Below are 23,655 nucleotides of genomic sequence, written 5' to 3'. Positions count from 1 at the left end.
CGGAAACCGGATTCCACTTTCGGTTCGATGCTCTAGCCGCCGCCACCTCCAGCGGCCTCAGGCAGCGGAACATCGCCGGCATCGATAACCGGCTGGTCCGCTCCGCAAGCGAAATCGAAAGCCTGCCCATCGGCGATGCGGCGGGCTTTTTCATTGGCGTTTTCGTTGCCCGTGGCCACGACATAGCCGACCACACAGCCCTCCCGCCCGAAGACTTGCCCGACTTTTTCCACCACCAACACTTCGATCTTGTCACCCAGACTCTCGCCATCGTCGACGAACCAGCGATGGATCGTTGCGAAGGGCCACTGGCGATCGCCATCGCTCATGATGCGCCATTCGATGGTCGATCCTGTCGAATTGAAGCCGGCAAAGCTCTCCCATTCCGGCGCCAGGTCACCGTCAGGCGGAAAGCCGTAGAAGATCGATTCGCGCGCATCACCGTAGTAGATGAGAACGGGGTAGCCGCGCCAACCCGCACAGACGAAGTTGATCCAGTCGCCGGGCTCGTCGCCTGCTGGGGCGGCAAAGGCCGCGCAGTTCTCCTGCGTGTTGACCTCGGTATAGGCGCTTTCGATTTCTGCGGCCTGGGCCACGCCGGCAAGGGCGCCTACCAGAAGTCCCGCTATTGCCAGTCGCATGGGCTATGCTCCTTCTCACAGGTGAGGCGAGCATAGACGCATTTCATGGCGACGCCTATTGCCCTGCGGCGATTGCCCTGAGCCGGATGAGAAGCTCTCCGCGGTCGCCCCTTATCTCCACGGTCTTGAGGCGGGAGGTCGCTCCACCAGCCACTGAAACGGCGCTTGAAGGCACGCCGATCTGTTTTGCGAGCAGTTTTTCCAGTGCGGCATTGGCCTTCCCGTTCTCGGGAACGGCGCGCACACGTGCCTTCAGGTGACAGCGGCCATCCGCGGTCTCCGCCGTGCCTTCAATGGCGTCGCGCGCGGACCTGGGTGTCAGGCGCACGAAAAGCGCCAGCCCGTTCTCGGCCAACCGACAGAAAGCTGGCAGGTTCGTCACGGATCAGAGAAGCGCCGGGGCGATGGTGGTCAGGATGAACTGCCGGATGAAGAACAGCGCCAGCAGCAGGATGATCGGCGAAATGTCGATGCCGCCAAGATCGGGCAGAAGGTTTCGGATCGGCCGCAATGCGGGCTCCGTAACGCGGAAGAGAAAATTGCCGACCGAACCGACGAACTGGTTGCGCGGGTTGACCACGTTGAATGCGTATAGCCAAGAAAAGACGGCCGAGGCGATGATCAGCCACCAATAGATGTCGAGCGCCATGATGATGGTCTGGATAAGCGCGAGCATGCCGGTCTCCTGGGCCGTGTGAAGCGCGGCAGTCGGAAGCGGGAACGATGCCCCTGCCTGCTCCGCATGCCGTGAATTTTGCGACATGTAGCCATTGCCGAAGGATGCGGCAAGTCTGGCGCGGTTATTTGCCTGCCTGAAACGCGAGAATGGGGCCATTTGTGTGTCATTTGGCGATGAATGACGGGCATCTCCCAGTTGAAAACTGGATTCTTGACAGTTCGGGCGCTGCGGACCTAAATGCAGGTCATCGGCGAAACGGGGCTGTAGCTCAGATGGGAGAGCGCGTCGTTCGCAATGACGAGGTCAGGGGTTCGATTCCCCTCAGCTCCACCAACCGTCCGCCGGTTAAACTCTGCCCATACACTTCGAAATCTGATGGTGTTGCCTTCGCCCCGGCGGCCGGGAGAACCGATCACGATACGCGGGCCTTTAACCCTGCTCGGAGTGTATTCGGTGCTTCGGTAGAAATCGGACCGCATTGTCGGAATAGGCGACCCGTGAATATGCGATGACAAGCTCATTGAACCCGCCGAATTGTGAATACCGGTGAACTTCAGAGCCGATGCCACTCACGGATATCCGTGCGGGAACACCGCTCTCCTGCTAACTTGAACGATCGTCGATCAGTTTGTTTGGCTTGGCGAGAGCTGTTAGGCCGTCCAGATCGGAAAGCTCTATGCGCGTGCCATCGACCTGCACGCCATAGGGCTTCAACGAATTAAAGGCACGAGACAGGTTTTCCGGCGTCATTCCCAGAAGCGAGGCAAGGGTGCGTTTGTCATAGGGTAGCTCAAGTGTCCCGTTTGCGCCCTGGTCCTGGTGATATCGCAGGAGGCGATTGGCCAGCCGCTCTATCGCGCTGCGCAGTTTCAGGTCCTTGTGTTCCTTGACGACGGAGCGGTAGCAATTGGCCAGTTCCACAACAATGGCACGGGCGAAGGCCTCATCCGCCTCGAACGCTGCACGAACATTTTCGGCCGGGATCATCAGCACCTTTGATTTCTGACAGGTCCGCGCCGACATCAGATAGGCTGCATCTTTCAAAACCGCAGCCAGTATGAAAGTGCCGATTGGGTTGACCATTCCCATCGTTGCTTCGCGTCCATTGGACCGGGCGAAGAGTTCGACCCGTCCCTCCGTAACAACATAGAGAAAATCAGCAGGATCGCCTTCGCGGATCAGTTCCAGTTGTGCGGGGAAGGTCTGATGATAGGCAGCCTGCATCAGCGCTTCGAACGCCGTGTCCGACATGCTCCTGAAAAGGCCCAGTGCCCTGATCTCTGGAATGTCCGACGGCCGCATCGAGCCTCCTTGATAATTATCAATCAGCGAATTGATAAATGCCAATTTCGCATTTACAGCGCGCAGGCGTCAAACTTGATGAACGCACGTCAGTTGCCGAAAGATTTCCGGCAGCCACTTATTTCTCATCCCGAGCCCAGGCAGTTTGATCTGCATCAAACTGCCTGAAGGGAATGCCCTCAAACTCGCCCCGTTACAGCCATCAGAGCGGCCCGTCCGCCTGTGAGGAAAGGGCGAACATATGAGTTCCCTCAGAGCGGTCACCTCCCGACAGCAAACCACAATTCTTGGCATGAGCACACTGGCTTTCACGGTGTGCTTTGCCGTGTGGACCATCTTCTCAATTATTGGCGTGCAGATCAAAGCGGACCTTGGCCTGACCGACACCCAGTTCGGTCTGCTTGCCGGCACGCCGATCCTGACCGGTTCCCTGTCCCGCATCTTCCTGGGAATCTGGACGGATCAGTATGGCGGACGCATCGTCTATGTCCTGACGATGCTCGCGGCAGCGGCCGCGACGTTCGCGCTCTCCTACGCCACCACCTATGAGACAATGCTCCTGGCGGCACTGGGCGTCGGTCTTGCCGGCGGCTCGTTCGCCGTTGGCGTGGCCTATGTGTCGAAATGGTATCCGAAGGAAAAGCAGGGCACGGCGCTCGGCATTTTCGGCGCCGGCAATGTGGGTGCGGCGGTCACCAAATTCGTCGCACCCTTCGTCATGGTGGCCTTTGGCTGGACCATGGTTGCCCAGGTCTGGGCCGCCGTTCTGGTCGCCATGGCCATCGTGTTCTGGCTGACAACCGAAGATGATCCGGACCTGAAGTCCAGGCGGGCAGCCGGCGCAAAGGCGCGCGGCACCTTCATGCAGCTTGAACCGCTCAAGAACCTGCAGGTCTGGCGCTTCTCGATCTACTATTTCTTCGTGTTCGGCGGCTTCGTCGCGCTTGCGCTCTGGCTGCCGCGCTATCTGGTCGGCGTCTATGAACTCGACATCAAGACGGCCGGCATGATCGCCGCCTTCTACTCGATCCCGGCCTCCATCTTCCGCGCCTATGGCGGACATCTCTCCGACCGGTATGGCGCGCGCCGCATCATGTACTGGACCTTCGGCGTGGCGCTGGTGACGACCTTCATGCTTTCCTATCCGGACACGGATTACATCATCCACGGCATTCGCGGGCCGATCACCTTCTCGACCAGCCTGAGCCTGGTGCCCTTCATCCTGCTGATCTTCGTGCTGGGCTTCTTCATGTCGCTCGGCAAGGCGGCGGTCTACAAGCACATTCCCGTCTACTATCCCGATCACGTGGGCTCGGTCGGCGGTCTCGTCGGCATGATCGGCGGCCTTGGCGGTTTCGTCCTGCCGATCGCCTTCGGCGTTCTGCTCGACATGACGGGCGTCTGGACAACCTGCTTCATGCTCCTTTTCGGCATCGTCGCAGTGTCGCTTGTCTGGATGCACTTCTCGATCCGCCAGATGGAGAAGACGGCGCTGTCGCGTGAACTCGGCGCGCTGCCCGAACTGCCGGAAATGCAGCCGATCCATGAGAAAGACAAGCATGCCGGCTTGGCCGGCGTGATCGAAGACTGGCGTCCCGACGACGAAACCTTCTGGAACGAGAAGGGCAGGGCCATCGCACGGCGCAATCTCTGGATCTCCATTCCCGCGCTGCTTCTGGCCTTCTCGGTCTGGATGGTCTGGTCGGTGGTGGTGGCCAAGCTGCCAGGCATCGGCTTCGACTACACGACCGATCAGCTGTTCTGGCTGGCCGCTCTGCCGGGGCTTTCGGGCGCGACGCTGCGCATCTTCTACTCCTTCATGGTGCCGATCTTCGGCGGGCGCTTATGGACGACATTGTCGACCGCCTCGCTCCTGATCCCGGCCTTCGGCATCGGCTATGCGGTGCAGAATCCCGAAACGCCTTACCTGATTTTCCTGGTCCTGGCGCTTCTGTGCGGTCTTGGCGGCGGCAACTTCGCCTCCTCCATGGCCAACATCTCCTACTTCTTCCCGAAGTCGGAGAAGGGCAATGCGCTTGCGCTCAATGCAGGGCTTGGAAATCTCGGCGTCAGCGTCATGCAGTTCCTGGTGCCGGTGGTGATCTCGACAGGCGCATTCGCCTTCGCGGTCGGTGACGGCCAGATGGCCAGCGATGGCTCCATGCTGTGGCTCCAGAATGCGGGCTTCATCTGGGTTCCGTTCCTGATCGTCTCGACCATCGCCGCCTGGCTCGGCATGAACGACATCGCCTCCGCGCGCGCTTCGTTCGCCGAACAGTCAATCATCTTCTCGCGCTTCCACAACTGGGTGATGTGCATTCTCTACACGGGCACGTTCGGCTCCTTCATCGGATATTCAGCCGGCTTCCCGCTCTTGATGAAAACGCAGTTCCCCGAGGTGAACGCACTTTCCTACGCCTTCCTCGGCCCATTGGTCGGCGCGCTCTCGCGGGCGAGCACTGGCTGGGTTTCCGACCGGTATGGCGGCGGACGCGTCACGCTGTGGACCTTTGCGGGCATGATCGTGGCGGTCTGGGGTGTGCTGCAGTTCCTGCCTCTGAACGGCACGGGCGGCAATTTCTGGGGCTTCTTCGCCTGCTTCATGGCCCTGTTCTTCCTGACGGGCGTGGGCAACGCGTCGACCTTCCAGATGATCCCCTCGATCATGCGGCTCGAGATCCCGCGGCTGATGCCTGAGCTCGACAGGGATGCTTCGGTCAGACAGGCCGAGCGCGAGTCGGCGGCCATCATCGCCTTCACCTCGGCCATCGCAGCCTATGGCGCCTTCTTCATCCCGAAGGCCTACGGCTCCTCGATCGCCATGTCCGGCGGGCCCGAAATGGCCCTGTGGGGTTTCCTCACCTTCTACGTGGTCTGCATGGGCCTCACCTACCTCTTCTACACGCGAAAAGGCGGGCTCCTGCATGCCGTTGAGCGCGCCGGCAACGCCCGGCAAGCCAGCACCGTGCCAGCCAGCTGAAAAGGACCAAGCGATGTCACATCTGTTAAACCGTCTCAACTTCCTGGCGCGGAAGAACACGGGAACCTTCTCCGACGGTCACGGCGTCACCACCAATGAAAGCCGTGACTGGGAGGACGCCTACCGCAAGCGCTGGCAGCACGACAAGATCGTGCGCTCCACCCATGGCGTGAACTGCACCGGCTCCTGCTCGTGGAAGATCTATGTGAAGGGCGGGATCGTCACCTGGGAGACCCAGCAGACCGACTATCCGCGCACGCGGCCCGATCTGCCCAACCATGAGCCGCGCGGCTGTTCGCGCGGCGCCAGCTACTCCTGGTACATGTACTCGGCGAACCGGGTGAAATATCCGCTGGTGCGCTCGCGGCTTCTGAAGCTGTGGCGGCGCGAACGCGCCGTGAAAACGCCAGTCGGCGCATGGGCGGCAATCCAGCAGGATCCGGCCAAGCGCGCCGAATACACGAAGGTGCGCGGCCTCGGCGGCTTCGTGCGGGCAGGCTGGGACGAGGTCAACGAGATCATCGCCGCAGCCAATGCCTATACGGCGCGCACCCATGGTCCCGACCGGGTGATCGGCTTCTCGCCGATCCCGGCCATGTCGATGGTCTCCTATGCGGCGGGGTCGCGCTATCTGTCGCTTCTGGGCGGCACCTGCATGTCGTTCTATGACTGGTATTGCGACCTGCCGCCGGCATCTCCCATGACATGGGGTGAACAGACGGACGTGCCGGAATCGGCCGACTGGTACAATTCCAGCTTCCTCATTCTCTGGGGCTCCAACGTGCCCCAGACCCGCACACCGGACGCGCATTTCTACACGGAAGTGCGCTACCGGGGCGCAAAATCGGTGGTCGTGTCGCCGGACTATTCGGAAGCGGCCAAGTTCTCCGATATCTGGCTGCATCCCAAGCAGGGCACCGACGCTGCGCTCGCCATGGCCATGGGGCACGTCATCCTGCGCGAGTTCCACCTCGACCGGCAGGCGGAGTATTTTGAGGATTACTGCCGTCGCTACACCGACATGCCCATGCTGGTGCGGCTCGTCGAAAAGGACGGGCGTTATGTGCCCGACCGGCTGCTCCGCGCCTCCGATTTCCGGGGCAAGCTCGGCGAGAAGAACAATCCCGAATGGAAGACCGTCGCGATTGACCGCAAGTCGGGCAAGATCGTCGCGCCGGCAGGCTCCGTCGGCTTCCGGTGGGGCGAAAAGGGCAAATGGAACCTGGAGAGCAAGGACGGCAAGGGCGAGGATGTCGAGCTTGAAATGAGCCTGATCCTCGATGCCGATCGCGATACGGTCGCCAATGTGGCGTTCCCCTATTTCGGCAATCGCGAGCACGATCATTTTGCCGGCACCGACCATGAAAGCATTCTGGAGCGCGCCGTACCCGCCAAAAAGGTCAAGCTCGCTTCCGGCGAGGCACTGGTTGCAACCGTGTTCGACCTGTTCGTCGCCAATTACGGGCTCGACCGGGGGCTCGGCGACAATAGCTGCGCGAAATCCTATGACGATGACGCGCCCTATACGCCGGCCTGGGCCGAGAAGATCACCGGCGTGCCGCGCGATCACATCGTCACGGTCGCCCGCGAGTTCGCGCTCAATGCCGAAAAGACCAATGGCCGCTCCATGGTCATTCTCGGCGCGGGCCTGAACCACTGGTATCACATGGACATGAACTACCGGGGGATCATCAATCTCCTGGTCATGTGTGGCTGCGTCGGCCAGTCCGGCGGCGGCTGGAGCCATTATGTGGGACAGGAGAAACTGCGCCCGCAGACCGGCTGGCTGCCGCTCGCCTTCGGGCTCGACTGGGGGCGTCCGCCCCGGCAGATGAACTCGACTTCCTTCTTCTACGCGCATACGGACCAGTGGCGCTATGAAACGCTCAAGGTGGATGAAATCCTGTCGCCGACCGCGCCGGAAGGCCCGTGGGACGGGACGCTGATCGATTACAACATCCGCGCCGAGCGCATGGGCTGGCTGCCATCGGCCCCGCAGCTAAAGACCAATCCGCTGGACGTTGCCAAGGCAGCGAGCGAGGCCGGTCAGGAGGCCAAGGATTACGTCGTGGCGCAGCTCAAGTCCGGCGATCTGCAAATGTCCTGCGAAGACCCGGACGATCCGGCCAACTGGCCGCGCAACCTGTTCGTCTGGCGCTCAAACCTGCTCGGCTCCTCGGGCAAGGGGCATGAGTATTTTCTAAAACATCTGCTCGGGACGGCGAATGGCGTCATGGGCAAGGATCTGGGCGAAGAAGGGCGGCAAAGGGCGCGCGAGGCCGTCTGGCACGAGACCGCGCCTGAAGGAAAGCTCGACCTTCTGGTCACGCTCGACTTCCGCATGTCGACCACCTGCGTCTATTCCGACATCGTTCTGCCGACGGCCACCTGGTACGAGAAGAACGATCTCAACACGTCCGACATGCACCCCTTCATCCACCCGCTTTCAAGCGCGGCGGACCCGGCCTGGGAGGCGCGCAGCGACTGGGACATCTTCAAGGGCATCGCCAGGAAATTCTCCGAAGTCGCGCCCGAGGTTCTGGGCGTGGAGAAGGACGTGGTTCTGGTGCCGATCCTGCACGATACGCCGGGCGAGCTTGCCCAGCCCTTCGACGTGGAGGACTGGAAGACCGGAAAGGTCGAACCCGTTCCGGGCAAGACCATGCCGGCAGTCGCCGTGGTCGAGCGCGATTACCAGAACCTCTACAAGCGCTTCACCGCGCTCGGGCCGCTCATGGACAAGCTCGGCAATGGCGGCAAGGGCATTTCCTGGAACACCGAGCACGAGGTGGAGGCGCTTGGCCGTCTCAATGGCGTCGTGACGGAGGAGGGCGCAACCAAGGGGCGTCCGCGCATCGACAGCGACATCGATGCGACCGAGGTGATCCTCATGCTTGCGCCGGAAACCAATGGCGAAGTGGCCGTGAAGGCCTGGGATGCGCTGTCCCAGAACACGGGCCGCGACCACACCCATCTGGCTCTGCCCAAGGAAGACGAAAAAATCCGCTTCCGCGATGTGGTGGCCCAGCCGCGCAAGATCATCTCCTCGCCGACCTGGTCGGGGCTTGAATCGGAGAAGGTCTGCTACAATGCCGGCTACACCAATGTGCATGAGCTGATCCCCTGGCGCACCATCACCGGCCGCCAGCAGCTCTATCAGGACCATTTGTGGATGCGCGCCTTTGGCGAGGCGTTCTGCGTCTACCGGCCGCCCATCGACACCAAGTCGATCAATCCGATGATCGCGGAGAAGTCGAAGGGCAAGCCTTCGGTGGTCCTGAACTTCATCACGCCGCACCAGAAATGGGGCATCCACTCCACCTATTCCGACAATCTCCTGATGCTGACGCTCAATCGCGGCGGTCCGGTCGTGTGGATTTCGGAGGAGGACGCGAAGACGGCGGGTCTGGTCGACAATGACTGGGTCGAGGTCTTCAACGTCAACGGTGCGATCGTGGCGCGTGTCGTGGTCTCCCAGCGCATGAAGCAGGGAACCGTCTACATGTATCACGCGCAGGAAAAGATCGTGAACACGCCGGGATCGCAGATCACCGGCCAGCGCGGCGGCATCCACAATTCGGTGACCCGCGCCATCACCAAGCCGACGCACATGATCGGCGGCTACGCGCACCAGGCTTACGGCTTCAACTATTATGGCACCGTCGGCTCCAACCGCGATGAATTCGTCGTGGTGCACAAGATGGAGGACGTGGACTGGATGGAAGGGCCTTACCGCGAAACCGGTGAAAAGAAGGAGGCGGCAGAATGAAAGTCCGCGCGCAAATCGGCATGGTGCTGAACCTCGACAAGTGCATCGGGTGCCACACCTGCTCCGTCACCTGCAAGAATGTCTGGACGAACCGCGAAGGCGTTGAATACGCCTGGTTCAACAATGTCGAGACCAAGCCCGGCATCGGCTATCCGAAGGACTGGGAAAACCAGAAGCGCTGGAATGGCGGCTGGGTGCGCAGGGCCAATGGCCGCATCGAGCCCAAACAGGGCGCGAAATGGCGCATCCTTGCAAAGCTCTTCGCTAATCCGGACCTGCCGGAGATCGACGACTATTACGAGCCGTTCGATTTCGACTACAGCCACCTTCAGACGGCGAAGGAAAGCCAGACCTCGCCCACCGCCCGCCCGCGTTCACAGATCTCGGGCGAGCGGATGGAAAAGATCGAATGGGGGCCGAACTGGGAGGAAATCCTGGGCGGCGAGTTCGCCAAGCGGTCGAAGGACTACAATTTCGAAGGCGTCGAGAAAGAGATCTACGGCGAGTTCGAAAACACCTTCATGATGTATCTACCGCGCCTGTGCGAGCACTGCCTCAACCCGACCTGCGTGGCCTCGTGCCCGTCGGGCGCCATCTACAAGCGCGAGGATGACGGCATCGTCCTGATCGACCAGGACAAGTGCCGTGGCTGGCGCATGTGCGTCTCGGGCTGCCCCTACAAGAAGATCTATTACAACTGGTCTTCGGGCAAATCCGAAAAATGCGTGTTCTGCTATCCGCGCATCGAGGCTGGCCAACCAACGGTCTGCTCGGAAACCTGCGTCGGGCGCATCCGCTATCTGGGCGTGGTGCTCTACGATGCCGACCGCATCGCCGAGGCCGCATCCGCTCCCAACGAGCAGGACCTCTACGAAGAGCAGCTCAAAGTTTTCCTTGACCCCAATGACCCGGAGGTCATCGCCCAGGCGAAGAAGGACGGTGTTCCGGATGCCTGGCTTGAGGCAGCGCGCAAATCGCCCGTCTGGAAGATGGCGATGGAATGGAAGGTGGCGTTCCCGCTTCACCCGGAATACCGCACGCTTCCGATGGTCTGGTATGTGCCGCCGCTCTCGCCGCTCCAGTCTGCGGCCGAAGCCGGCAAGATCGGCCTCGACGGCGGCATGCCGGATGTGCGCTCGCTGCGCATTCCCGTCCGCTATCTCGCCAACCTTCTGACGGGCGGCAAGGAAGCGCCGGTCGTCTCCGCGCTCGAACGCATGCTCGCCATGCGGACATATATGCGCGCCAGGACGGTCGATGGGGTCATCGATGAGGCCGTGGCCGGCAAGGTGGGCATGAGCAACGAGATGATCGAGGAAATGTACCACGTGATGGCGATTGCCAATTACGAGGACCGCTTCGTCATTCCCACAACCCATCGCGAAATTTCCGAAGACGCATATGACGTCCGCGGCTCCTGCGGCTTCACCTTCGGCAATGGCTGCTCAGGCGAAGACACGGGCACGGATCTGTTCGGCGGCAAGCGCACCCGCACGGTGCAGACGCCGGTTGGCAAACTTACGGAGGGCGTGTGATGCAAACCGCACTGAAAATCATTTCCCTGCTTCTGTCCTATCCGAGCGCGGACCTGCAGGCGGCGACGCAGGACGTGAAAACCTCCATCGCGGGCGCAGACGGGCTCACAGAGACCCAGAAGCGCCTTCTGGAGCGGCTGGCCGACGATATTGGCGGGCTCGACCTCTACGACGCGCAGGAGCGCTATGTGTTCCTGTTCGACCGCACGCGTTCGCTGTCGCTTCATCTGTTCGAGCATGTCCATGGCGAGAGCCGGGATCGCGGTCAGGCCATGGTCGACCTGCTCGCCATGTATGAGGCGGACGGCCTGTTGATCGACGCAAAGGAGATGCCGGACTATCTGCCGCTCTTCCTCGAATATCTGTCGATCAAACCGGACGCGGAAGCAGCCGAACTCCTCGGCCAGACGGGCCATATCCTGAAAGTCCTGCGCGAGCGACTGAAGAAGCGCCAGTCGGTCTATGCCAATGCATTCGCGGTTCTTGAGGCGCTCGCCTCGGGGGAAGCGGACCCGAAACTGGTGCGTGAACTCCTGGAGACGCCCGAAGACGATCCGGCCGATCTCGAAGCGCTCGACCGAATCTGGGAGGAGGAGGCCGTAACGTTTGCCGGCAATGCTGGTGAGAACGCCTGCGGTCCCGACCGTCTGCAACGCCAGATGCGCGCCCATCAACGCCGGCCGGACGCTCCTGCGCCGGCATCCAATCTCTGAGTGGAGGCCGTCATGTCAGGCTATATCAACACACTCCTGTTCGGGATCTATCCCTATATCGCGCTGGTCGTGCTCATACTGGGCACCGCCATTCGCTACGACCGCGAGCAGTATGGCTGGCGTTCGGGCTCGTCTCAGCTCCTCAGGCGGCGACAGCTCATCTGGGGATCGGTGCTTTTCCATGTAGGCGTTCTGGTGATCTTCTTCGGCCATCTGGTCGGTCTGCTCACCCCCATCGCCATATTCGATGCGCTCGGCATCAGCCATGGGGCAAAGCAGCTTCTGGCCATCGTCGCCGGTGGCGTGGCGGGCGTGATGGCGATCATCGGCGCAAGCCTGCTCGTCCATCGCCGCCTGTTCGATCCGCGGGTGCGGGCGAACTCCAGCACCACCGACACGCTGATCATTATCCTCTTATGGATCCAGTTGGCGCTGGGCCTCATGACCATCCCGGTGTCGATGCAGCATCTCGACGGCGAGGAGATGGTGAAGTTCATGTCCTGGGCGCAGGGCATCTTCACCTTCAACTTTGAGGCTTCCAGCCACATTCTGGAAGTATCGTTCATTTTCAAGGCGCACCTCTTCCTTGGCCTGACGATCCTCCTCCTGTTCCCGTTCACCCGCCTCGTGCACATGCTGAGCGTGCCGCTCGGCTTCTTCTGGCGGCCCGGCTACCAGGTCGTGCGCGAACGCAATCACCGGGCGCAGCCAACGCGCCTGCCGGCAGCGGAGTAGAACCATGGCGACGATCTACAAGAACCCCAAACTCGATCATCCGGCGGCGGCTCCGTCGCCGGACGGGCAGGGCTACACCACCTATCAGGAGCCCGACACGCGGGTTCCGCCCAAGCCCCTGCCGCTCTTCCGCGCCATCGCGGTCGATGGCGTGCCGGTGCCCGAAGACGAGATCCTGCGAGAGGCGCAGAACCATCCGGCAGACAATCCCGGAAAGGCGCTGCGCGCCGCCGCCGAAGCGCTGGTGATCCGCCAGCTCCTTCTGGGTGAGGCGACAAGACGCGGGCTTGCGGGCGAGGGCGAGCGCGACGAGAAGGGCCGGGCCACCTCGGCCGACGATGTGGCCATCCATGCGCTGCTGGAGGCTGAACTCGACGTGCCCCGCGCCGGCGCGGAGGAGTGCCGACGCTATTATGAGAACAACCGGCAGCGCTTCATGAGCGAGCCGCTGTTTGAAGCCCGCCACATCCTGATTGCCGCGCCTGAAAGCGACGATGAAAAAAGGGTGGAAGCGCATCGCAAGGCACAGGGTCTTTGCAATGCGCTGGCCTCCGATCCGTCGGCTTTTGCCGCGCTCGCCGCGCTGCACTCGGCCTGCCCTTCGGGCAGTCAGGGCGGCAATCTCGGCCAGCTTTCGCCCGGCAGCACCGTGCCCGAATTCGAGAAGGCGCTGGAGGGCATGGCGGCTGGCGAGATCGCACCGGGGCCGGTCGCCTCGCGCTTTGGCTATCACGTCATCGCGCTCGACCGTGTGGTTCCGGCGCGTGAACTTCCATTCGAACTCGTCGAGGACAGAATTGCGGCCTGGCTGGAAGCCCAGTCATGGTCACGTGCTTCCGCGCAATACATCGCGATCCTCGCCGGAAAGGCGGATATTTCCGGCATTGAGATCGGCGCGGCGGACAGTCCTCTCGTGCAGTAGCGGGGATGTCATGGGACATATGGAGGAGAAACGCAGGCTGATGGTGGAGGCGCTGGAGGAGCGCCCGCCGGAGGCGCTGCTCAGCGAGCCGCTCGATTACATCTTTGCCGATCATTTTCGGCAGCGGATGCTCTGCAATCTGCTCGACGCGATGGTCTCTGAGGGAGCGCGTGATGCGTTGCTTTCCGGGCAAATTCTGATGTTCATGCGCCTCGACTTCGGCCTTCATGTTCTGGACGAGGAGGAGGACCTCTTTCCGCTGCTTCTGAAACGGGCCTTGCCTGAAGACGGTATGGAAGACGTGATCCACGAGCTATGTGCCGAACATTCGTCTGACCGGCTTGATGCGGACGAGCTGTGTCGTGTGCTTGAAGTCCCCGAAAGCTGCGGGGGGCGATGGAAGAGGCTGTTCACACGCTTTGCCGCAAATGAGCGGCGTCACCTGATCGTTGAAAACGCCATCGTCCTGCCGATGGCGCGGATTCGACTGCAACCCGGCGATCTGACGTTGATCGGTCAGCGCATGGCCGAGCGGCGCGGGATTGTTCCTGCGCGTCACTGGCAATGACCATGCAGCAAAAGACTGTTGGGAAATCAAATGGCTGAGACAGCACTGTTCCTTACTGTTCCTTTCCATGGAACCGAGACAGTGAAGCTGTCACGGGGTGCAGGGCGCGTCGTCGCCAACGCGCTCCGTGCCAGGCCGATGGCGTGGCCGTGATTAAAGCGACGGTCGGAGATGTGGAAGCGGGAGAGGAACTCGACTTCCTTCCATTCATGCAAGGAGTCCTGGAATGACAAACACAATGCCTCCCATCGCGGCAATCCGCTTTGGCGGTGGAGTTGCCGTTGATGCCCTCCTCGCCGAGGCGGCCTTTCGGCTGCAGGCCAACGGGATCGTGGTCGAGGGGTTTGTCCAGCTTGAACGCGATCTTTCTGAAAACTGCTGCGCAGCGATGCATCTGGAGGGGATTCGGGATGGTTCCGTGTGGCTCATCTCGCAGGATCTTGGGAAAGGGTCTTCCGGGTGCAGGCTCGATCCACAGGCTTTGGCTGAACTGTGTGGACCGCTGTTGCGACGTGTGCAGGAGAAGCCGGATCTTCTGATCCTCAACCGTTTTGGCAAAGGGGAAATGCTCGGAGGCGGTTTTCGTGCAGCCATCGAAGCGGCGTTCATACTGGGCATTCCCGTGCTGGTCGCCGTTCGGGACGAGTATGCGGAAGCATGGCAGGCGTTCACCGATGGCTGCCATGTTGAACTGGAGCCCAGATCAGCGGCCATTGACGCCTGGCTTTGCGAGCATGTTCATCGCAGGGAGGCGCGCGATGCGGCCTGACGCTAATCCGCGGACGAACGCTCATCGTCAACCTTCCGGGAAATCCTGCCGCGATCAGAACCTGCCTAGACGCTGTCTTTCCCGCCATTCCCTATTGCCTGGACCTGATATGCGCATCGGCGCTCCCCACCAACGTGGATGGTGTCCATTTGCCAGCTTGTCTACGAGGACGACCCGGATTGCATGTCGCTTCTGACCGCCGATGAGAGCTTCTTCCTGCGGGTTGCCGGTACTCAGACCCAGTCGGAAAGCTACCTCACCCGTGCGGCATTGTCTCACGCATGGATTTTCGCTCCGAGAAGGAGCCGAACCAGTTGGCGAGTGCCCCCCGCCCGCGGCGCCAGTCCTTGTCAGGGAAACGAAAATCGAGATAGCCGAGCGCGCACGCCGCGGCGATCGACCCGGTGTTGACGGGACCGGACAGTAGTGGCATCCACTGTTCGCAAAGCGCATCAAGGCCGCTGTCGACTTTCTCTATCTGGCCCTCATACCAGGCGGTCCATAGCAGTTCTTTCGGCCGCATCACGGTTTCGTAACGCGCCAGAAGTGCTGCATCGAGGATTGAATCCGCGAGTGCCTCGACGGTCAGCACTGCAAAACGCTCGCCGGCGCTTGCCGGTAACAGCCGGGGCTCCTCGGTCTGGGCATCGATATAGGCGCATATTACACGGCTGTCGTATAGCGCGCGCCCGTCTTCCAGAAGGAGAGTAGGGACCTTGCCGGAGGGGTTGCGCGCGACAATGGTCTTGTCGCGTTTGACGGGACTGGCTGCGGACGGGAGGAGTTCGATCCGGTCAGCCAGGCCTTTCTCATGGGCCGTGACCATGACTTTGCGCACATAGGGTGAAGCTGCGGAGAAAAACAATTGCATGACAGACTCCTGTCGGGCTGACGGAAGGAAATTCAGCGTTCCGCCTTCCTGTCCTGAAAGGCATGGCGAAGCGCGGCGGTAGGATCGGCCTCAAGCCGGTCTGCGAGAAGCTGGCCGGCGTAGATGACGTGCTCACTCATGAGATTTTGTGCGCGCACGCCATCTCCGTCGGCAAGCGCCTTCGCTATACGATGGTGATCGTCGTGAGAGCGGTGAATGACGCCGAAATCGTCCCACAGAATAACGCGATCCGAGACCAGCGGTACGTTGTGAGACTGATGTACGAAGCGGCCAATCCAGCGGTTGCCGGCAGCATTGATGATCGTTTCGTGGAACTCGACGTTCATCCGGCGATACGCTGGAAGCTGACTTATGTCGAGAACGCGATTGGATAAAATCCGATCACCCTCTTCCACCAGTGTCATCAGGCGATCACGGTCCGAGCGGCTCATCCCGGATTCGGCAGCGAGCCGGCAGGCCAGACCCTCCAGATTGGCCCGTACGGTGAAGGCCTCGCGGATGTCAGTCACAAGAAAGCGGCGGATGCGGTACCCGCGGTTGGGTTCGTAGTCGATAAGTCCGTCCTGCGCCAGGCGAGCGAGGGCGGTGCGCAGGGGCGTCCGCGAGACGCCCAGGGTTTCGGCCAGCTGATCCTGGTGCAGGCGATCTCCAGGCATGAAATGCCCTTCAAGAATCATCTCGCGGATGGATGTGGCGGCAAGATCGGCGCTCGTTACATCGGGGGTGCTGTTGGGGAGCGAGTTGTGATCGGTCATGGCTGCAAGATGGCTGACTTCCTCGATAGAGGCAAGCGCAAAACCAAAAGAATGTATCCAAAAATGCGATATATCTGCGTATATGGCTTGACTATCCGATAAAATGTATCCATTCATGCTGATGAGAGGACAAGGGAGGAGTTTGATGGCGCTTTTGGCGTTCGTCACTGGCGCGGCCGGCGGGATCGGTAACGCTGTCGCAACAAGACTGGCGAAGGACGGTTTTCGTGTGGCCGCCTCGGATCTTGACGCGGAGCGCGCCGAACAGCTTGCTGCCACGCTGCCCGGCGCGGGGCATGTGGGCCTTGCGCTTGATGTCAGCGACGAAAATGCCGTCGTCGACGGCCTTGCCCGGGTCGAGCGGGAGATAGCGCCGGTCAACGTGATGGTGGCGGCGGCCGGCCTGCTGATCCTCGATGAAAACGGCCAGCGCCGACCAATCATTGAAACCGCAGTCGACGAATGGGAGCGTACTCAGCGCGTTAACAGCACAGGCACGTTCCTGCTGATCCGGGAGTATCTGCGCCATCGGGCAAGCGCACCACTCCCCCACGCCCGTTTCATCGCTTTCTCCTCTGTGGCTGCGCAGCTCGGTGGCTACCGCTCGAGTTCCGCATATATTGCCAGCAAGAGCGCAGTGCTCGGTCTCGTCAAGGCCGCTGCGCGTGAGGCTGCGCCGATCGGCGTGACAGTCAACGCCGTGGCACCGGGGCTGATCGACGCGCCGATGCTGCGCCTGTCGCTCGATCCCTCCAATGACAGCGAGATCGCCCGCTCGATCCCACTGAACCGGATCGGCACACCTGACGATGTCGCCGGCGCAGTGGCCTTTCTGGCAGGCCCCGACAGTGCGTACCTCACCGGCGCAACCATCGACATCAACGGCGGCTATCGGATGCAATGATGCTGGAAACGCTCATCAACAGGCTGAGCGCGCTGCTGGCGGCGCTGGCCTCGCTAGCCCTGGCCCTGATGATGTTACATGTCACCGCCGACGTGATCGGCAAGTATGTCTTCAACGCGCCTGTCCCCGGTACCGCCGAGGTGGTTGCAAGCTACTATATGATTTCCGTTGTCTTCCTGCCTCTCGCCTGGCTCGAGGTGAAGAACGGTCCCATCGTTGTGGAGCTTTTTTACGAGATGGGCTCGCCGCGAGCCAAAAGGGGGATGGTGATGCTTGGAACCATCCTGTCGCTGGTCTTCTACGGAGCGATTGCCTGGCTTTCCTGGGGACCTGCAGTGCATGCCTGGCGGATCGGCGAAATTGTCGAAGGCGCCTGGAAGGTCACTATCTGGCCGACGAAGTTCTTCTTGCCGCTGGGGCTCGGCCTTGCGTGCCTGGCGCTGATCGTGCGTCTCGGCCAGATCGTCACCGGGCGCTGTACGGTAAAGGACGACACTCATCCCCAGCACGCAGATCCCGTTTGAGGCCACGTCATGGATCGTCTCGATATCGGTTTTGTCGGCATCGTTCTCACCCTGATCCTGATCGGCGTTCGCGTTCCTATCGGCGTTGCGATGGGTGGGGTGGCGATTGCCGGCATCTACGTCATGCTCGGCATCATGCCAGCCATCGGCATCGCCAAGGCGGTTCCTTATGAGCTGGTCGGCGACTGGAATCTCTCGGCGGTGCCCATGTTTCTGCTGATGGGGTATGTGGCCTCGGGAGCCGGCCTCACAACGGGCCTTTATGCTGCGGCGCGTGTATTTCTGAACCGCGTTCCCGGAGGTCTCGCCTCGGCGACAGTCGCTTCCAGCGCACTGTTCGCTTCGGCCAGTGGATCGAGTGTGGCGACCGCTGCAGCTTTCTCGCGCATCGCTATTCCGGAAATGCTGAAAGCCGGTTACGCCCCATCCCTGGCAGCTGGTTCAGTCGCCGCAGCCGGTACACTGGGTTCCCTCATTCCGCCGAGCGTCCTGCTGATCGTTTTCGGGCTCATGATGGATGTTTCGATCAGCGCCCTTTTCATCGCCGGCCTGATCCCCGGGCTGTTGTCGGGCGGCATGTTCATCGCCATGATCACGGTTCGCACCCTGTTCAATCCGAAGCTCGCGCCGCGTCTCACCGAGACGTATTCGCAGCGCGAGAAGTTAGCGCTCCTCAGAGAGGTCTGGCCGCTCCCGGTGTTGATAGCCGGCGTTCTGGGCGGCATTTTCTCAGGTATCTTCACGGCGACCGAGGCCGGCGCGATCGGTGCTTTCCTTGCCTGTCTCATCGCCGCTGCCCGCCGCAAGCTGACACCCGGGGTCATGCGCCGCGCTCTGGTAGACACTGCACTCGGCACGGCAGCGATCTTCATTATCGTTGTCGGAGCTGCGCTGTTTGCCCGCTTTATTGCGCTTTCAACCGTCCCGGTGTGGGTAACCGGCCAACTCGAAGGCTATAGTACCATCTGGGTCATTCTGCTGATTGGTGCGCTTTACCTGGTACTCGGCTGTTTCCTTGAGAGCATCTCGATCATGCTGCTGACACTGCCGGTGCTGGCGCCGCTGCTCGGTGTGCTCGGCATAGACCTGATCTGGTTCGGTATTCTCACGGTCAAACTCCTGGAGATCGGCCTGGTAACCCCGCCCGTCGGCATGAATGTTTATGTGATCCGCTCAAGCCTTGGCAGCACCATATCGCTCGGCACGATCTTTGCCGGCGTCTCATGGTTCATCCTGGCCGACCTGATCACCCTTGCCCTGCTGATCGCCTTCCCGGCCATCAGCCTGTGGCTGCCCGCTTTGATGGCGAACTGAGCCCATTGGCCAATCGCCAAACGCAAAGGCGCTCGTGAACAGGCGCCTGAAACTGGGAGAGAGAGAATGAAGAAACTGCTTGTTCTGACGGCCCTTTCGGGTGGCCTCCTGATCTCCACTGCCGTCGCCGATACTTATCAGGCGACCAATTGGATGACGCCGGTCCACATCCTCAACGAGGAGACCTATCAGAAGTTTTCAACCGAGGTGAAGGACGCCACGGGTGGCGACATCTCCTTCGAAGTTTACTCGGGCGGGTCGCTGGTGCCTGCCAAAGCCACTATGCAGGCAGTGCGCGACGGGGTGGCGTCGCTCGGTATTGTCTATCCCGGCTATACACCATCGGAACTGCCGCTCAACAATGTGCTCAACGATCTGGTGTTTGTCTCCGACGACGACATAGCCTCGGCCTTTGCCTACACCGAAATGGGCATGACCAATGACCGCATCATCGACGAATGGAAAAAGAACGGGGGCATTTTCGCCGGCGGTTATTCGACACCGGTCTACAATTTCGTCTGTGTCAAGCCGATCCGTGTGCTTGACGACGCCAAGGGCCTCAAAATCCGCACCGCAGGCGGCGCGCAGACCGCCTGGGTGGAGGCGATCGGCGGAGTGCCGGTCTCAGTGCCTATCGGCGATGTCTATTCCGGCCTGAGCCGCGGCTCGATCGACTGCACCATGTCCGACCCGACCAATCTCGACAAAGGCAACAAATTCTGGGAGGTGGCGAAGTCTGTTACCCGCTTGCCCATGGGGGTCGTTATGGGTGCCAACTACGTGCTCAACCCGTCCTTCTGGCAAGGGCTGTCGCCTGAGCAGCGTCGCGTCCTGCTCGACAATATGGCCATGGGCAACGCCCGCGCCCAGGTCGCCTATCACGTCGGTGTCAACGCGGCGCTTGAAGGATCCCGAGAACGCGGTCTGGAAATCATCGAGCCTGGAGAAGACCTGACGGCCAAGCTGGTTGGCTTCCAGAACGGCTTCGTGGAGGGGCTGGCGCAGAAATCTGTGGCGGACCGGGGCGTTGAGGACCCGAGCGATCTCATCGCCGAGTTCCAGATGCTGCAGGAGAAATGGAAGGGCCTGCTGGAAGGCGTTGACCGGACGGATTCTAAGGCGATTGCCAAGGTGCTGCAGGACAATCTCTATGCGAAAATCGACGAGAACACCTTCGGCATGAACTGAACGAGACCGGGCGGGTGGACCAGCCTTCGCCCGCCGTCCTTCTCCCCCGCATCGCACAACGGACCCATTCCATGTCTGACGATCCTATTGCCATTGTGACCGGTGGCGGCGCCGGTATCGGCGCAGCCATATGCTCGGTGCTTGCCAATGAGGGCTACAGCGTGGCTGTCGCGGACCTGAACGGCGGCAAAGCTGAAGAGACGGCCCGTGGCATTGTAGAGGCTGGCGGCAAGGCGCGCGCCGTGGCGCTCGACATCACCGACTCACGGGCGGTTGACCGGCTGGTTGCGGAGGTGGGTGCTGCGCGCCTGTTGGTCAACAATGCCGGCCTCTTCGAGGTGAAACCTTTCTTCGACCTCGAGCCCGGCGATTTCCGCCGCATATACGATGTCAATCTGGTGGCTCTGTTCGACCTGTCGAGAAAGGCCGCGCGGCACATGCAGCCGGGCAGCGCCATCGTCAACATCGCCTCGCGCGCCATGCTCGGCGCACGCCACTACGCCCACTACGTGGCTTCCAAGGCGGCGGTTGCCGGACTCACCCGCGCCATGGCGCTGGAGCTCGCCGAGCGGCAGATCCGCGTCAACGCGGTCGCGCCGGGCGTCATTGAGACGACCATGCTGAAGGCGCGCTCGGACACGGATCTGGACAGCTTGCGCGCACTCCAGCCCATGGGGCGGCTCGGTGCTCCGCAAGATATCGCACACGCGGTGGCTTTTCTTGGCTCACTCAAGGCGGAATTCATCACCGGGCAAGTGCTGCTCGTCGACGGCGGACGCTCGCTGGGCGGCGCGACCGGACTTTGAGGAGATCAATCATGAACACCAGCCGCTTTGCCGGCAAAACCGCCATCGTTACCGGTGCCGGCTCGGGTATCGGCTTCGCCATCGCAGAGCTCATGAGCAGTCAGGGCGCCCAGGTGCTGGCCGTCGACCGCGACACAGCGGGCCTGGCCCGACTTGGTGCCGACATCGACACGGTGACGGCGGATGTTACAGATCCCGCGTTGCCCGACACGTTGCGGCAAAAGCTGGAGGGGCGTCCGCTGTCGATCCTCGTAAACAATGCCGGCATCGGTGGCGGCGGGCGGGCCGACGAGACCGGCGAGGAGAATTTTCGCCGCTATTTCGAGATCAACGTGCTGGCCCTGTTTTCGCTGAGCAAATTCGCTGTTTCGGCAATGCGTCAGAGCGGCGGTGGGACCATCGTCAATATCGCTTCCATCTATGCAATCGTTGGCGCCACCGGCAGTGCCGGCTATTCCACCAGCAAGGCGGCGGTCGATGGGCTGACGCGTCAGATGGCGACCGATTTCGGCCCGGAAAACATCCGTGTCAACGCTGTCGCGCCCGGTCTGATCGAAACGCCGCTTACGGCGGAGCGCATTCGGAGGGAGGCCTGGCGAAGGCATATTTTCGTAGAGCAGGCGCCGCTGCGTCGGGTCGGGCTGCCGGGCGATGTCGCCCAGGCGGTCGCCTTTCTCGCCAGTGACGAGGCCGCCTTCATCACTGGCGCAACACTGCGTGTCGACGGCGGCTGGGCTGTCGGGCGCTATCCGCGCCAGGGAGACGCTGCATGAGCGGTAACCGGGCAGCGTCCGCAGCGGGGTTTGCAGAGGGTTATGACCTGATCGTTGTCGGCTCCGGTGCGGCCGGCATGGCAGCCGCCATCACCGCGCGGCTCGGTGGGCTGGACGTCGCCATCGTCGAGAAATCGTCGCACTATGGCGGTTCGACGGCCGTGTCTGGCGGCGCTATCTGGATTCCCGACAATCCAAAAATGCGTGACGCCGGCATGACCGACAGCAAAGAGGCCGCCTTCGCCTATCTGGCCTCGGAAACCGGGAATCGCATGAATGCCGAGCTGGTCCATGCCTTCCTCGATGCCGGTCCGGAGATGGTGCGCTTCTTCGAGGAGAATACCGCGCTGCAGTTCGAGCACCGCGCTTATTCGCCGGACTATCATTCGGATCTGCCGGGGGCTGCGCTTGGCGGACGCGTGATTGATGCGCGCGATTATGACGGGCGTCGGCTGGGAGCCCATCTCGAAAGGCTGCGTCCACCGATCGGCGATTTCACGGTTTTTGGCGGCATGATGCTCAACCGCATCGATATAGGCCATTTCCTCAAGATGACCCGTTCGGTGAAATCGGCGCTCTACGCGCTGCGCCTGCTCGCACGTCACGCGCGCGACCGTCTTTCCTACAAGCGTGGCACCCGGCTGGTGCTCGGCCAGGCTCTTGCCGGGCGCCTTGCCGAAACGGTGATCGAACTGGGTATCCCGGTGCATCTCGAGACTGCGCTCGTCAGTCTCGTGCACGACGGTGATGCCGTGCAGGGCGTGCGTGTTGCCCACCAGGGGGAAGAGCGCATAATCAGCGCGCGCGGCGGTGTCGTTCTCGCCACCGGCGGCTTTCCGCAGAATATCCGCAAAAGGCGGGGGATCATGCCGCATGTAAGCGCCGGGGCACCCCACTATTCCATGTCTCCCGAGGCCAGCACTGGCGACGCCATCGATGCAGCGCTCGGCGTCGGCGCGGCGCTGGTCGAGACCAATAGCAACGCCGCCTTCTGGGCGCCGGTCTCCCTGTTGCCGGGAGACGGGTGCGCGCGGCCATTCCCGCATCTCTTCCTTGATCGCGCAAAGCCCGGCGTGATCGCCGTCGGCCAGGACGGCAGACGGTTCGCCAACGAGGCGCTATCCTATCACGACTTCGTCCAGGCGATGATCGCTACCGGCCACCATTCGGTCTGGCTTGTCTGCGATCACCGGGCGCTCAGACGCTACGGTTTCGGTGCTGTGAGGCCGTTCCCCGCGCCCATTGGTTCGCACCTGCGCTCAGGATATCTCAAGCGCGGGCGCACATTCGCCGAGCTCGCGGAGCGAATTGGCGTGCCGCCGGCGGTCCTGACCGAGACCGCCGAGACTTTCAACGCCGCCGCTGGAGCGGGCTCTGACCCCGCCTTCGGCAAGGGCTCGACCGAATACCAGACCTATCTGGGCGATCCCGAGAACCACCCCAATCCATGCCTGCGTCCGCTCGACACCGCCCCCTATTACGCCATTGAACTGTTTGCCGGCGACATCGGAACGAGCACCGGCCTGTCGACGAATGCCCATGGGCAGGTGCTGGATGGAAATGCGGTGCCCATCGCCGGTCTCTATGCCTGCGGCAACGACATGAACTCAATCATGGCCGGAGCCTATCCCGGTGCCGGTATCACACTCGGCCCGGCGCTCACTTTTGGCTACATCGTCGGAAGACACGCTGCGGCCGGCTCGAGGCAACGCCCCATTTCCTGATCCGCTAACTTCGACGTTCTTCCCGCTATAGCGTTTTCGTTTTTCCCGGAATCGCTCGAATGGAGCCGCCCGAAGTGCAAGAGCGGCTCCAGCCTGCCCTGAACAACCCGCTTGCGCAGGAGCTGCAGGCGGCAAGGGTCTGGTACCCGGGCCATTCAATCA

21 protein-coding genes, 1 tRNA gene and 1 pseudogene are annotated in these 23,655 nt (G+C 61.7%); 17 read left to right on the top strand and 6 right to left on the bottom strand.

Annotation, left to right across the window (positions count from 1 at the left end; all coding sequences use genetic code 11):
• Positions 1-32: 32 nt before the first annotated feature.
• Genes KUG85_RS13625 through KUG85_RS13615 form a run of 3 tightly spaced genes read right to left on the bottom strand, consistent with a single transcriptional unit; the run spans position 33 to position 1,317 of the window.
• Positions 33-641, bottom strand: a complete 609-nt coding sequence (locus KUG85_RS13625; RefSeq protein WP_223005583.1) for a hypothetical protein — start codon at positions 639-641, stop codon at positions 33-35.
• A 55-nt stretch (positions 642-696) separates the two neighbouring features.
• The gene (locus KUG85_RS13620; protein ID WP_223005855.1) at positions 697-1,014 is read right to left on the bottom strand and encodes a DUF167 family protein; all 318 of its coding nucleotides are present in this window, start codon (positions 1,012-1,014) and stop codon (positions 697-699) included.
• Positions 1,015-1,026: 12 nt separating this feature from the next.
• Positions 1,027-1,317, bottom strand: a complete 291-nt coding sequence (locus KUG85_RS13615) for a YggT family protein (protein ID WP_065817101.1) — start codon at positions 1,315-1,317, stop codon at positions 1,027-1,029.
• 260 nt (positions 1,318-1,577) lie between these two features.
• On the opposite strand from KUG85_RS13615, the gene KUG85_RS13610 reads away from it, so the two are divergent.
• Positions 1,578-1,653: transfer RNA gene (locus KUG85_RS13610), tRNA-Ala, on the top strand.
• Positions 1,654-1,923: 270 nt separating this feature from the next.
• Here the strand turns inward: KUG85_RS13610 and KUG85_RS13605 are convergent.
• On the bottom strand, positions 1,924-2,667 hold the full coding sequence (locus KUG85_RS13605) for a cyclic nucleotide-binding domain-containing protein (RefSeq protein ID WP_255606406.1): 744 nt from the start codon (positions 2,665-2,667) through the stop codon (positions 1,924-1,926).
• A gap of 196 nt (positions 2,668-2,863) precedes the next feature.
• On the opposite strand from KUG85_RS13605, the gene KUG85_RS13600 reads away from it, so the two are divergent.
• From KUG85_RS13600 to KUG85_RS21105, 9 genes and pseudogenes are all read left to right on the top strand, one after another.
• Entirely contained in the window at positions 2,864-5,602 is a 2,739-nt protein-coding gene (locus KUG85_RS13600; protein WP_223005582.1) for a nitrate/nitrite transporter, read from the top strand.
• Between the two features lie 13 nt (positions 5,603-5,615).
• On the top strand, positions 5,616-9,371 hold the full coding sequence (locus KUG85_RS13595) for a nitrate reductase subunit alpha (RefSeq protein WP_223005581.1): 3,756 nt from the start codon (positions 5,616-5,618) through the stop codon (positions 9,369-9,371).
• Complete coding sequence (gene narH / locus KUG85_RS13590; RefSeq protein ID WP_223005580.1) at positions 9,368-10,906, top strand: nitrate reductase subunit beta; 1,539 nt, start codon at positions 9,368-9,370, stop codon at positions 10,904-10,906. Before KUG85_RS13595 ends, narH begins: the two co-directional genes overlap by 4 nt.
• A complete protein-coding gene (narJ, locus tag KUG85_RS13585; RefSeq protein WP_223005579.1) occupies positions 10,906-11,619 on the top strand; it encodes a nitrate reductase molybdenum cofactor assembly chaperone in 714 nt (237 codons plus the stop codon). The genes narH and narJ overlap by 1 nt, the downstream gene beginning before the upstream one ends.
• A gap of 12 nt (positions 11,620-11,631) precedes the next feature.
• Positions 11,632-12,354, top strand: coding sequence for a respiratory nitrate reductase subunit gamma (gene narI / locus KUG85_RS13580; protein WP_065816869.1), 723 nt, complete (start codon positions 11,632-11,634; stop codon positions 12,352-12,354).
• A gap of 4 nt (positions 12,355-12,358) precedes the next feature.
• Positions 12,359-13,276: a peptidylprolyl isomerase gene (locus tag KUG85_RS13575; RefSeq protein WP_223005578.1), complete on the top strand. Its 918-nt coding sequence runs from the start codon at positions 12,359-12,361 to the stop codon at positions 13,274-13,276.
• Between the two features lie 10 nt (positions 13,277-13,286).
• Entirely contained in the window at positions 13,287-13,844 is a 558-nt protein-coding gene (locus KUG85_RS13570) for a hemerythrin domain-containing protein (protein WP_223005577.1), read from the top strand.
• 226 nt (positions 13,845-14,070) lie between these two features.
• Complete coding sequence (locus tag KUG85_RS13565) at positions 14,071-14,613, top strand: DUF2478 domain-containing protein (protein WP_065816870.1); 543 nt, start codon at positions 14,071-14,073, stop codon at positions 14,611-14,613.
• An 8-nt stretch (positions 14,614-14,621) separates the two neighbouring features.
• A pseudogene (locus tag KUG85_RS21105) lies at positions 14,622-14,819 on the top strand (hypothetical protein); the annotation flags it as partial.
• A 50-nt stretch (positions 14,820-14,869) separates the two neighbouring features.
• Here the strand turns inward: KUG85_RS21105 and KUG85_RS13560 are convergent.
• The gene (locus KUG85_RS13560; protein WP_223005576.1) at positions 14,870-15,484 is read right to left on the bottom strand and encodes a glutathione S-transferase; all 615 of its coding nucleotides are present in this window, start codon (positions 15,482-15,484) and stop codon (positions 14,870-14,872) included.
• A gap of 32 nt (positions 15,485-15,516) precedes the next feature.
• Complete coding sequence (locus KUG85_RS13555; RefSeq protein ID WP_223005575.1) at positions 15,517-16,260, bottom strand: GntR family transcriptional regulator; 744 nt, start codon at positions 16,258-16,260, stop codon at positions 15,517-15,519.
• A gap of 145 nt (positions 16,261-16,405) precedes the next feature.
• On the opposite strand from KUG85_RS13555, the gene KUG85_RS13550 reads away from it, so the two are divergent.
• From KUG85_RS13550 to KUG85_RS13520, 7 genes are all read left to right on the top strand, one after another.
• Complete coding sequence (locus KUG85_RS13550) at positions 16,406-17,164, top strand: SDR family NAD(P)-dependent oxidoreductase (RefSeq protein ID WP_223005574.1); 759 nt, start codon at positions 16,406-16,408, stop codon at positions 17,162-17,164.
• Entirely contained in the window at positions 17,164-17,688 is a 525-nt protein-coding gene (locus KUG85_RS13545) for a TRAP transporter small permease subunit (protein WP_255606404.1), read from the top strand. Before KUG85_RS13550 ends, KUG85_RS13545 begins: the two co-directional genes overlap by 1 nt.
• Positions 17,689-17,697: 9 nt before the next feature.
• Positions 17,698-19,002 (top strand): TRAP transporter large permease, encoded by a 1,305-nt coding sequence (locus tag KUG85_RS13540; RefSeq protein ID WP_223005573.1) that lies wholly within the window; start codon positions 17,698-17,700, stop codon positions 19,000-19,002.
• Between the two features lie 66 nt (positions 19,003-19,068).
• A complete protein-coding gene (locus KUG85_RS13535) occupies positions 19,069-20,190 on the top strand; it encodes a C4-dicarboxylate TRAP transporter substrate-binding protein (RefSeq protein ID WP_223005572.1) in 1,122 nt (373 codons plus the stop codon).
• Between the two features lie 71 nt (positions 20,191-20,261).
• Complete coding sequence (locus KUG85_RS13530) at positions 20,262-20,996, top strand: SDR family NAD(P)-dependent oxidoreductase (protein WP_065816876.1); 735 nt, start codon at positions 20,262-20,264, stop codon at positions 20,994-20,996.
• 11 nt (positions 20,997-21,007) lie between these two features.
• Positions 21,008-21,769 carry an SDR family NAD(P)-dependent oxidoreductase gene (locus KUG85_RS13525; protein WP_223005571.1) on the top strand — a complete coding sequence of 254 codons (762 nt, stop codon included), beginning with the start codon at positions 21,008-21,010 and terminating at the stop codon, positions 21,767-21,769.
• Positions 21,766-23,493, top strand: coding sequence for an FAD-dependent oxidoreductase (locus tag KUG85_RS13520; RefSeq protein ID WP_223005570.1), 1,728 nt, complete (start codon positions 21,766-21,768; stop codon positions 23,491-23,493). The genes KUG85_RS13525 and KUG85_RS13520 overlap by 4 nt, the downstream gene beginning before the upstream one ends.
• The last annotated feature ends 162 nt before the right edge of the window (positions 23,494-23,655 follow it).

This window comes from Nitratireductor rhodophyticola (assembly GCF_019891355.1).
GTDB lineage: Bacteria > Pseudomonadota > Alphaproteobacteria > Rhizobiales > Rhizobiaceae > Nitratireductor > Nitratireductor rhodophyticola.
The sequence above is the reverse complement of the archived record's forward strand: the minus strand, read 5'-3'. Positions and strand labels throughout refer to the sequence as shown.

Excerpts from the sequence above, each read along its gene's own strand:
- KUG85_RS13540 (WP_223005573.1), top strand. The coding sequence starts at position 17,698 with ATGGATCGTCTCGATATCGGTTTTGTCGGCATCGTTCTCACCCTGATC.
- KUG85_RS13560 (WP_223005576.1), bottom strand. The coding sequence starts at position 15,484 with ATGCAATTGTTTTTCTCCGCAGCTTCACCCTATGTGCGCAAAGTCATG.
- KUG85_RS13600 (WP_223005582.1), top strand. The coding sequence starts at position 2,864 with ATGAGTTCCCTCAGAGCGGTCACCTCCCGACAGCAAACCACAATTCTT.
- narH (WP_223005580.1), top strand. The coding sequence starts at position 9,368 with ATGAAAGTCCGCGCGCAAATCGGCATGGTGCTGAACCTCGACAAGTGC.
- narI (WP_065816869.1), top strand. The coding sequence starts at position 11,632 with ATGTCAGGCTATATCAACACACTCCTGTTCGGGATCTATCCCTATATC.
- KUG85_RS13625 (WP_223005583.1), bottom strand. The coding sequence starts at position 641 with ATGCGACTGGCAATAGCGGGACTTCTGGTAGGCGCCCTTGCCGGCGTG.
- KUG85_RS13570 (WP_223005577.1), top strand. The coding sequence starts at position 13,287 with ATGGGACATATGGAGGAGAAACGCAGGCTGATGGTGGAGGCGCTGGAG.
- KUG85_RS13595 (WP_223005581.1), top strand. The coding sequence starts at position 5,616 with ATGTCACATCTGTTAAACCGTCTCAACTTCCTGGCGCGGAAGAACACG.
- KUG85_RS13615 (WP_065817101.1), bottom strand. The coding sequence starts at position 1,317 with ATGCTCGCGCTTATCCAGACCATCATCATGGCGCTCGACATCTATTGG.
- KUG85_RS13550 (WP_223005574.1), top strand. The coding sequence starts at position 16,406 with ATGGCGCTTTTGGCGTTCGTCACTGGCGCGGCCGGCGGGATCGGTAAC.
- KUG85_RS13525 (WP_223005571.1), top strand. The coding sequence starts at position 21,008 with ATGAACACCAGCCGCTTTGCCGGCAAAACCGCCATCGTTACCGGTGCC.
- KUG85_RS13565 (WP_065816870.1), top strand. The coding sequence starts at position 14,071 with ATGACAAACACAATGCCTCCCATCGCGGCAATCCGCTTTGGCGGTGGA.
- KUG85_RS13530 (WP_065816876.1), top strand. The coding sequence starts at position 20,262 with ATGTCTGACGATCCTATTGCCATTGTGACCGGTGGCGGCGCCGGTATC.
- narJ (WP_223005579.1), top strand. The coding sequence starts at position 10,906 with ATGCAAACCGCACTGAAAATCATTTCCCTGCTTCTGTCCTATCCGAGC.
- KUG85_RS13520 (WP_223005570.1), top strand. The coding sequence starts at position 21,766 with ATGAGCGGTAACCGGGCAGCGTCCGCAGCGGGGTTTGCAGAGGGTTAT.
- KUG85_RS13545 (WP_255606404.1), top strand. The coding sequence starts at position 17,164 with ATGCTGGAAACGCTCATCAACAGGCTGAGCGCGCTGCTGGCGGCGCTG.
- KUG85_RS13575 (WP_223005578.1), top strand. The coding sequence starts at position 12,359 with ATGGCGACGATCTACAAGAACCCCAAACTCGATCATCCGGCGGCGGCT.
- KUG85_RS13535 (WP_223005572.1), top strand. The coding sequence starts at position 19,069 with ATGAAGAAACTGCTTGTTCTGACGGCCCTTTCGGGTGGCCTCCTGATC.
- KUG85_RS13555 (WP_223005575.1), bottom strand. The coding sequence starts at position 16,260 with ATGACCGATCACAACTCGCTCCCCAACAGCACCCCCGATGTAACGAGC.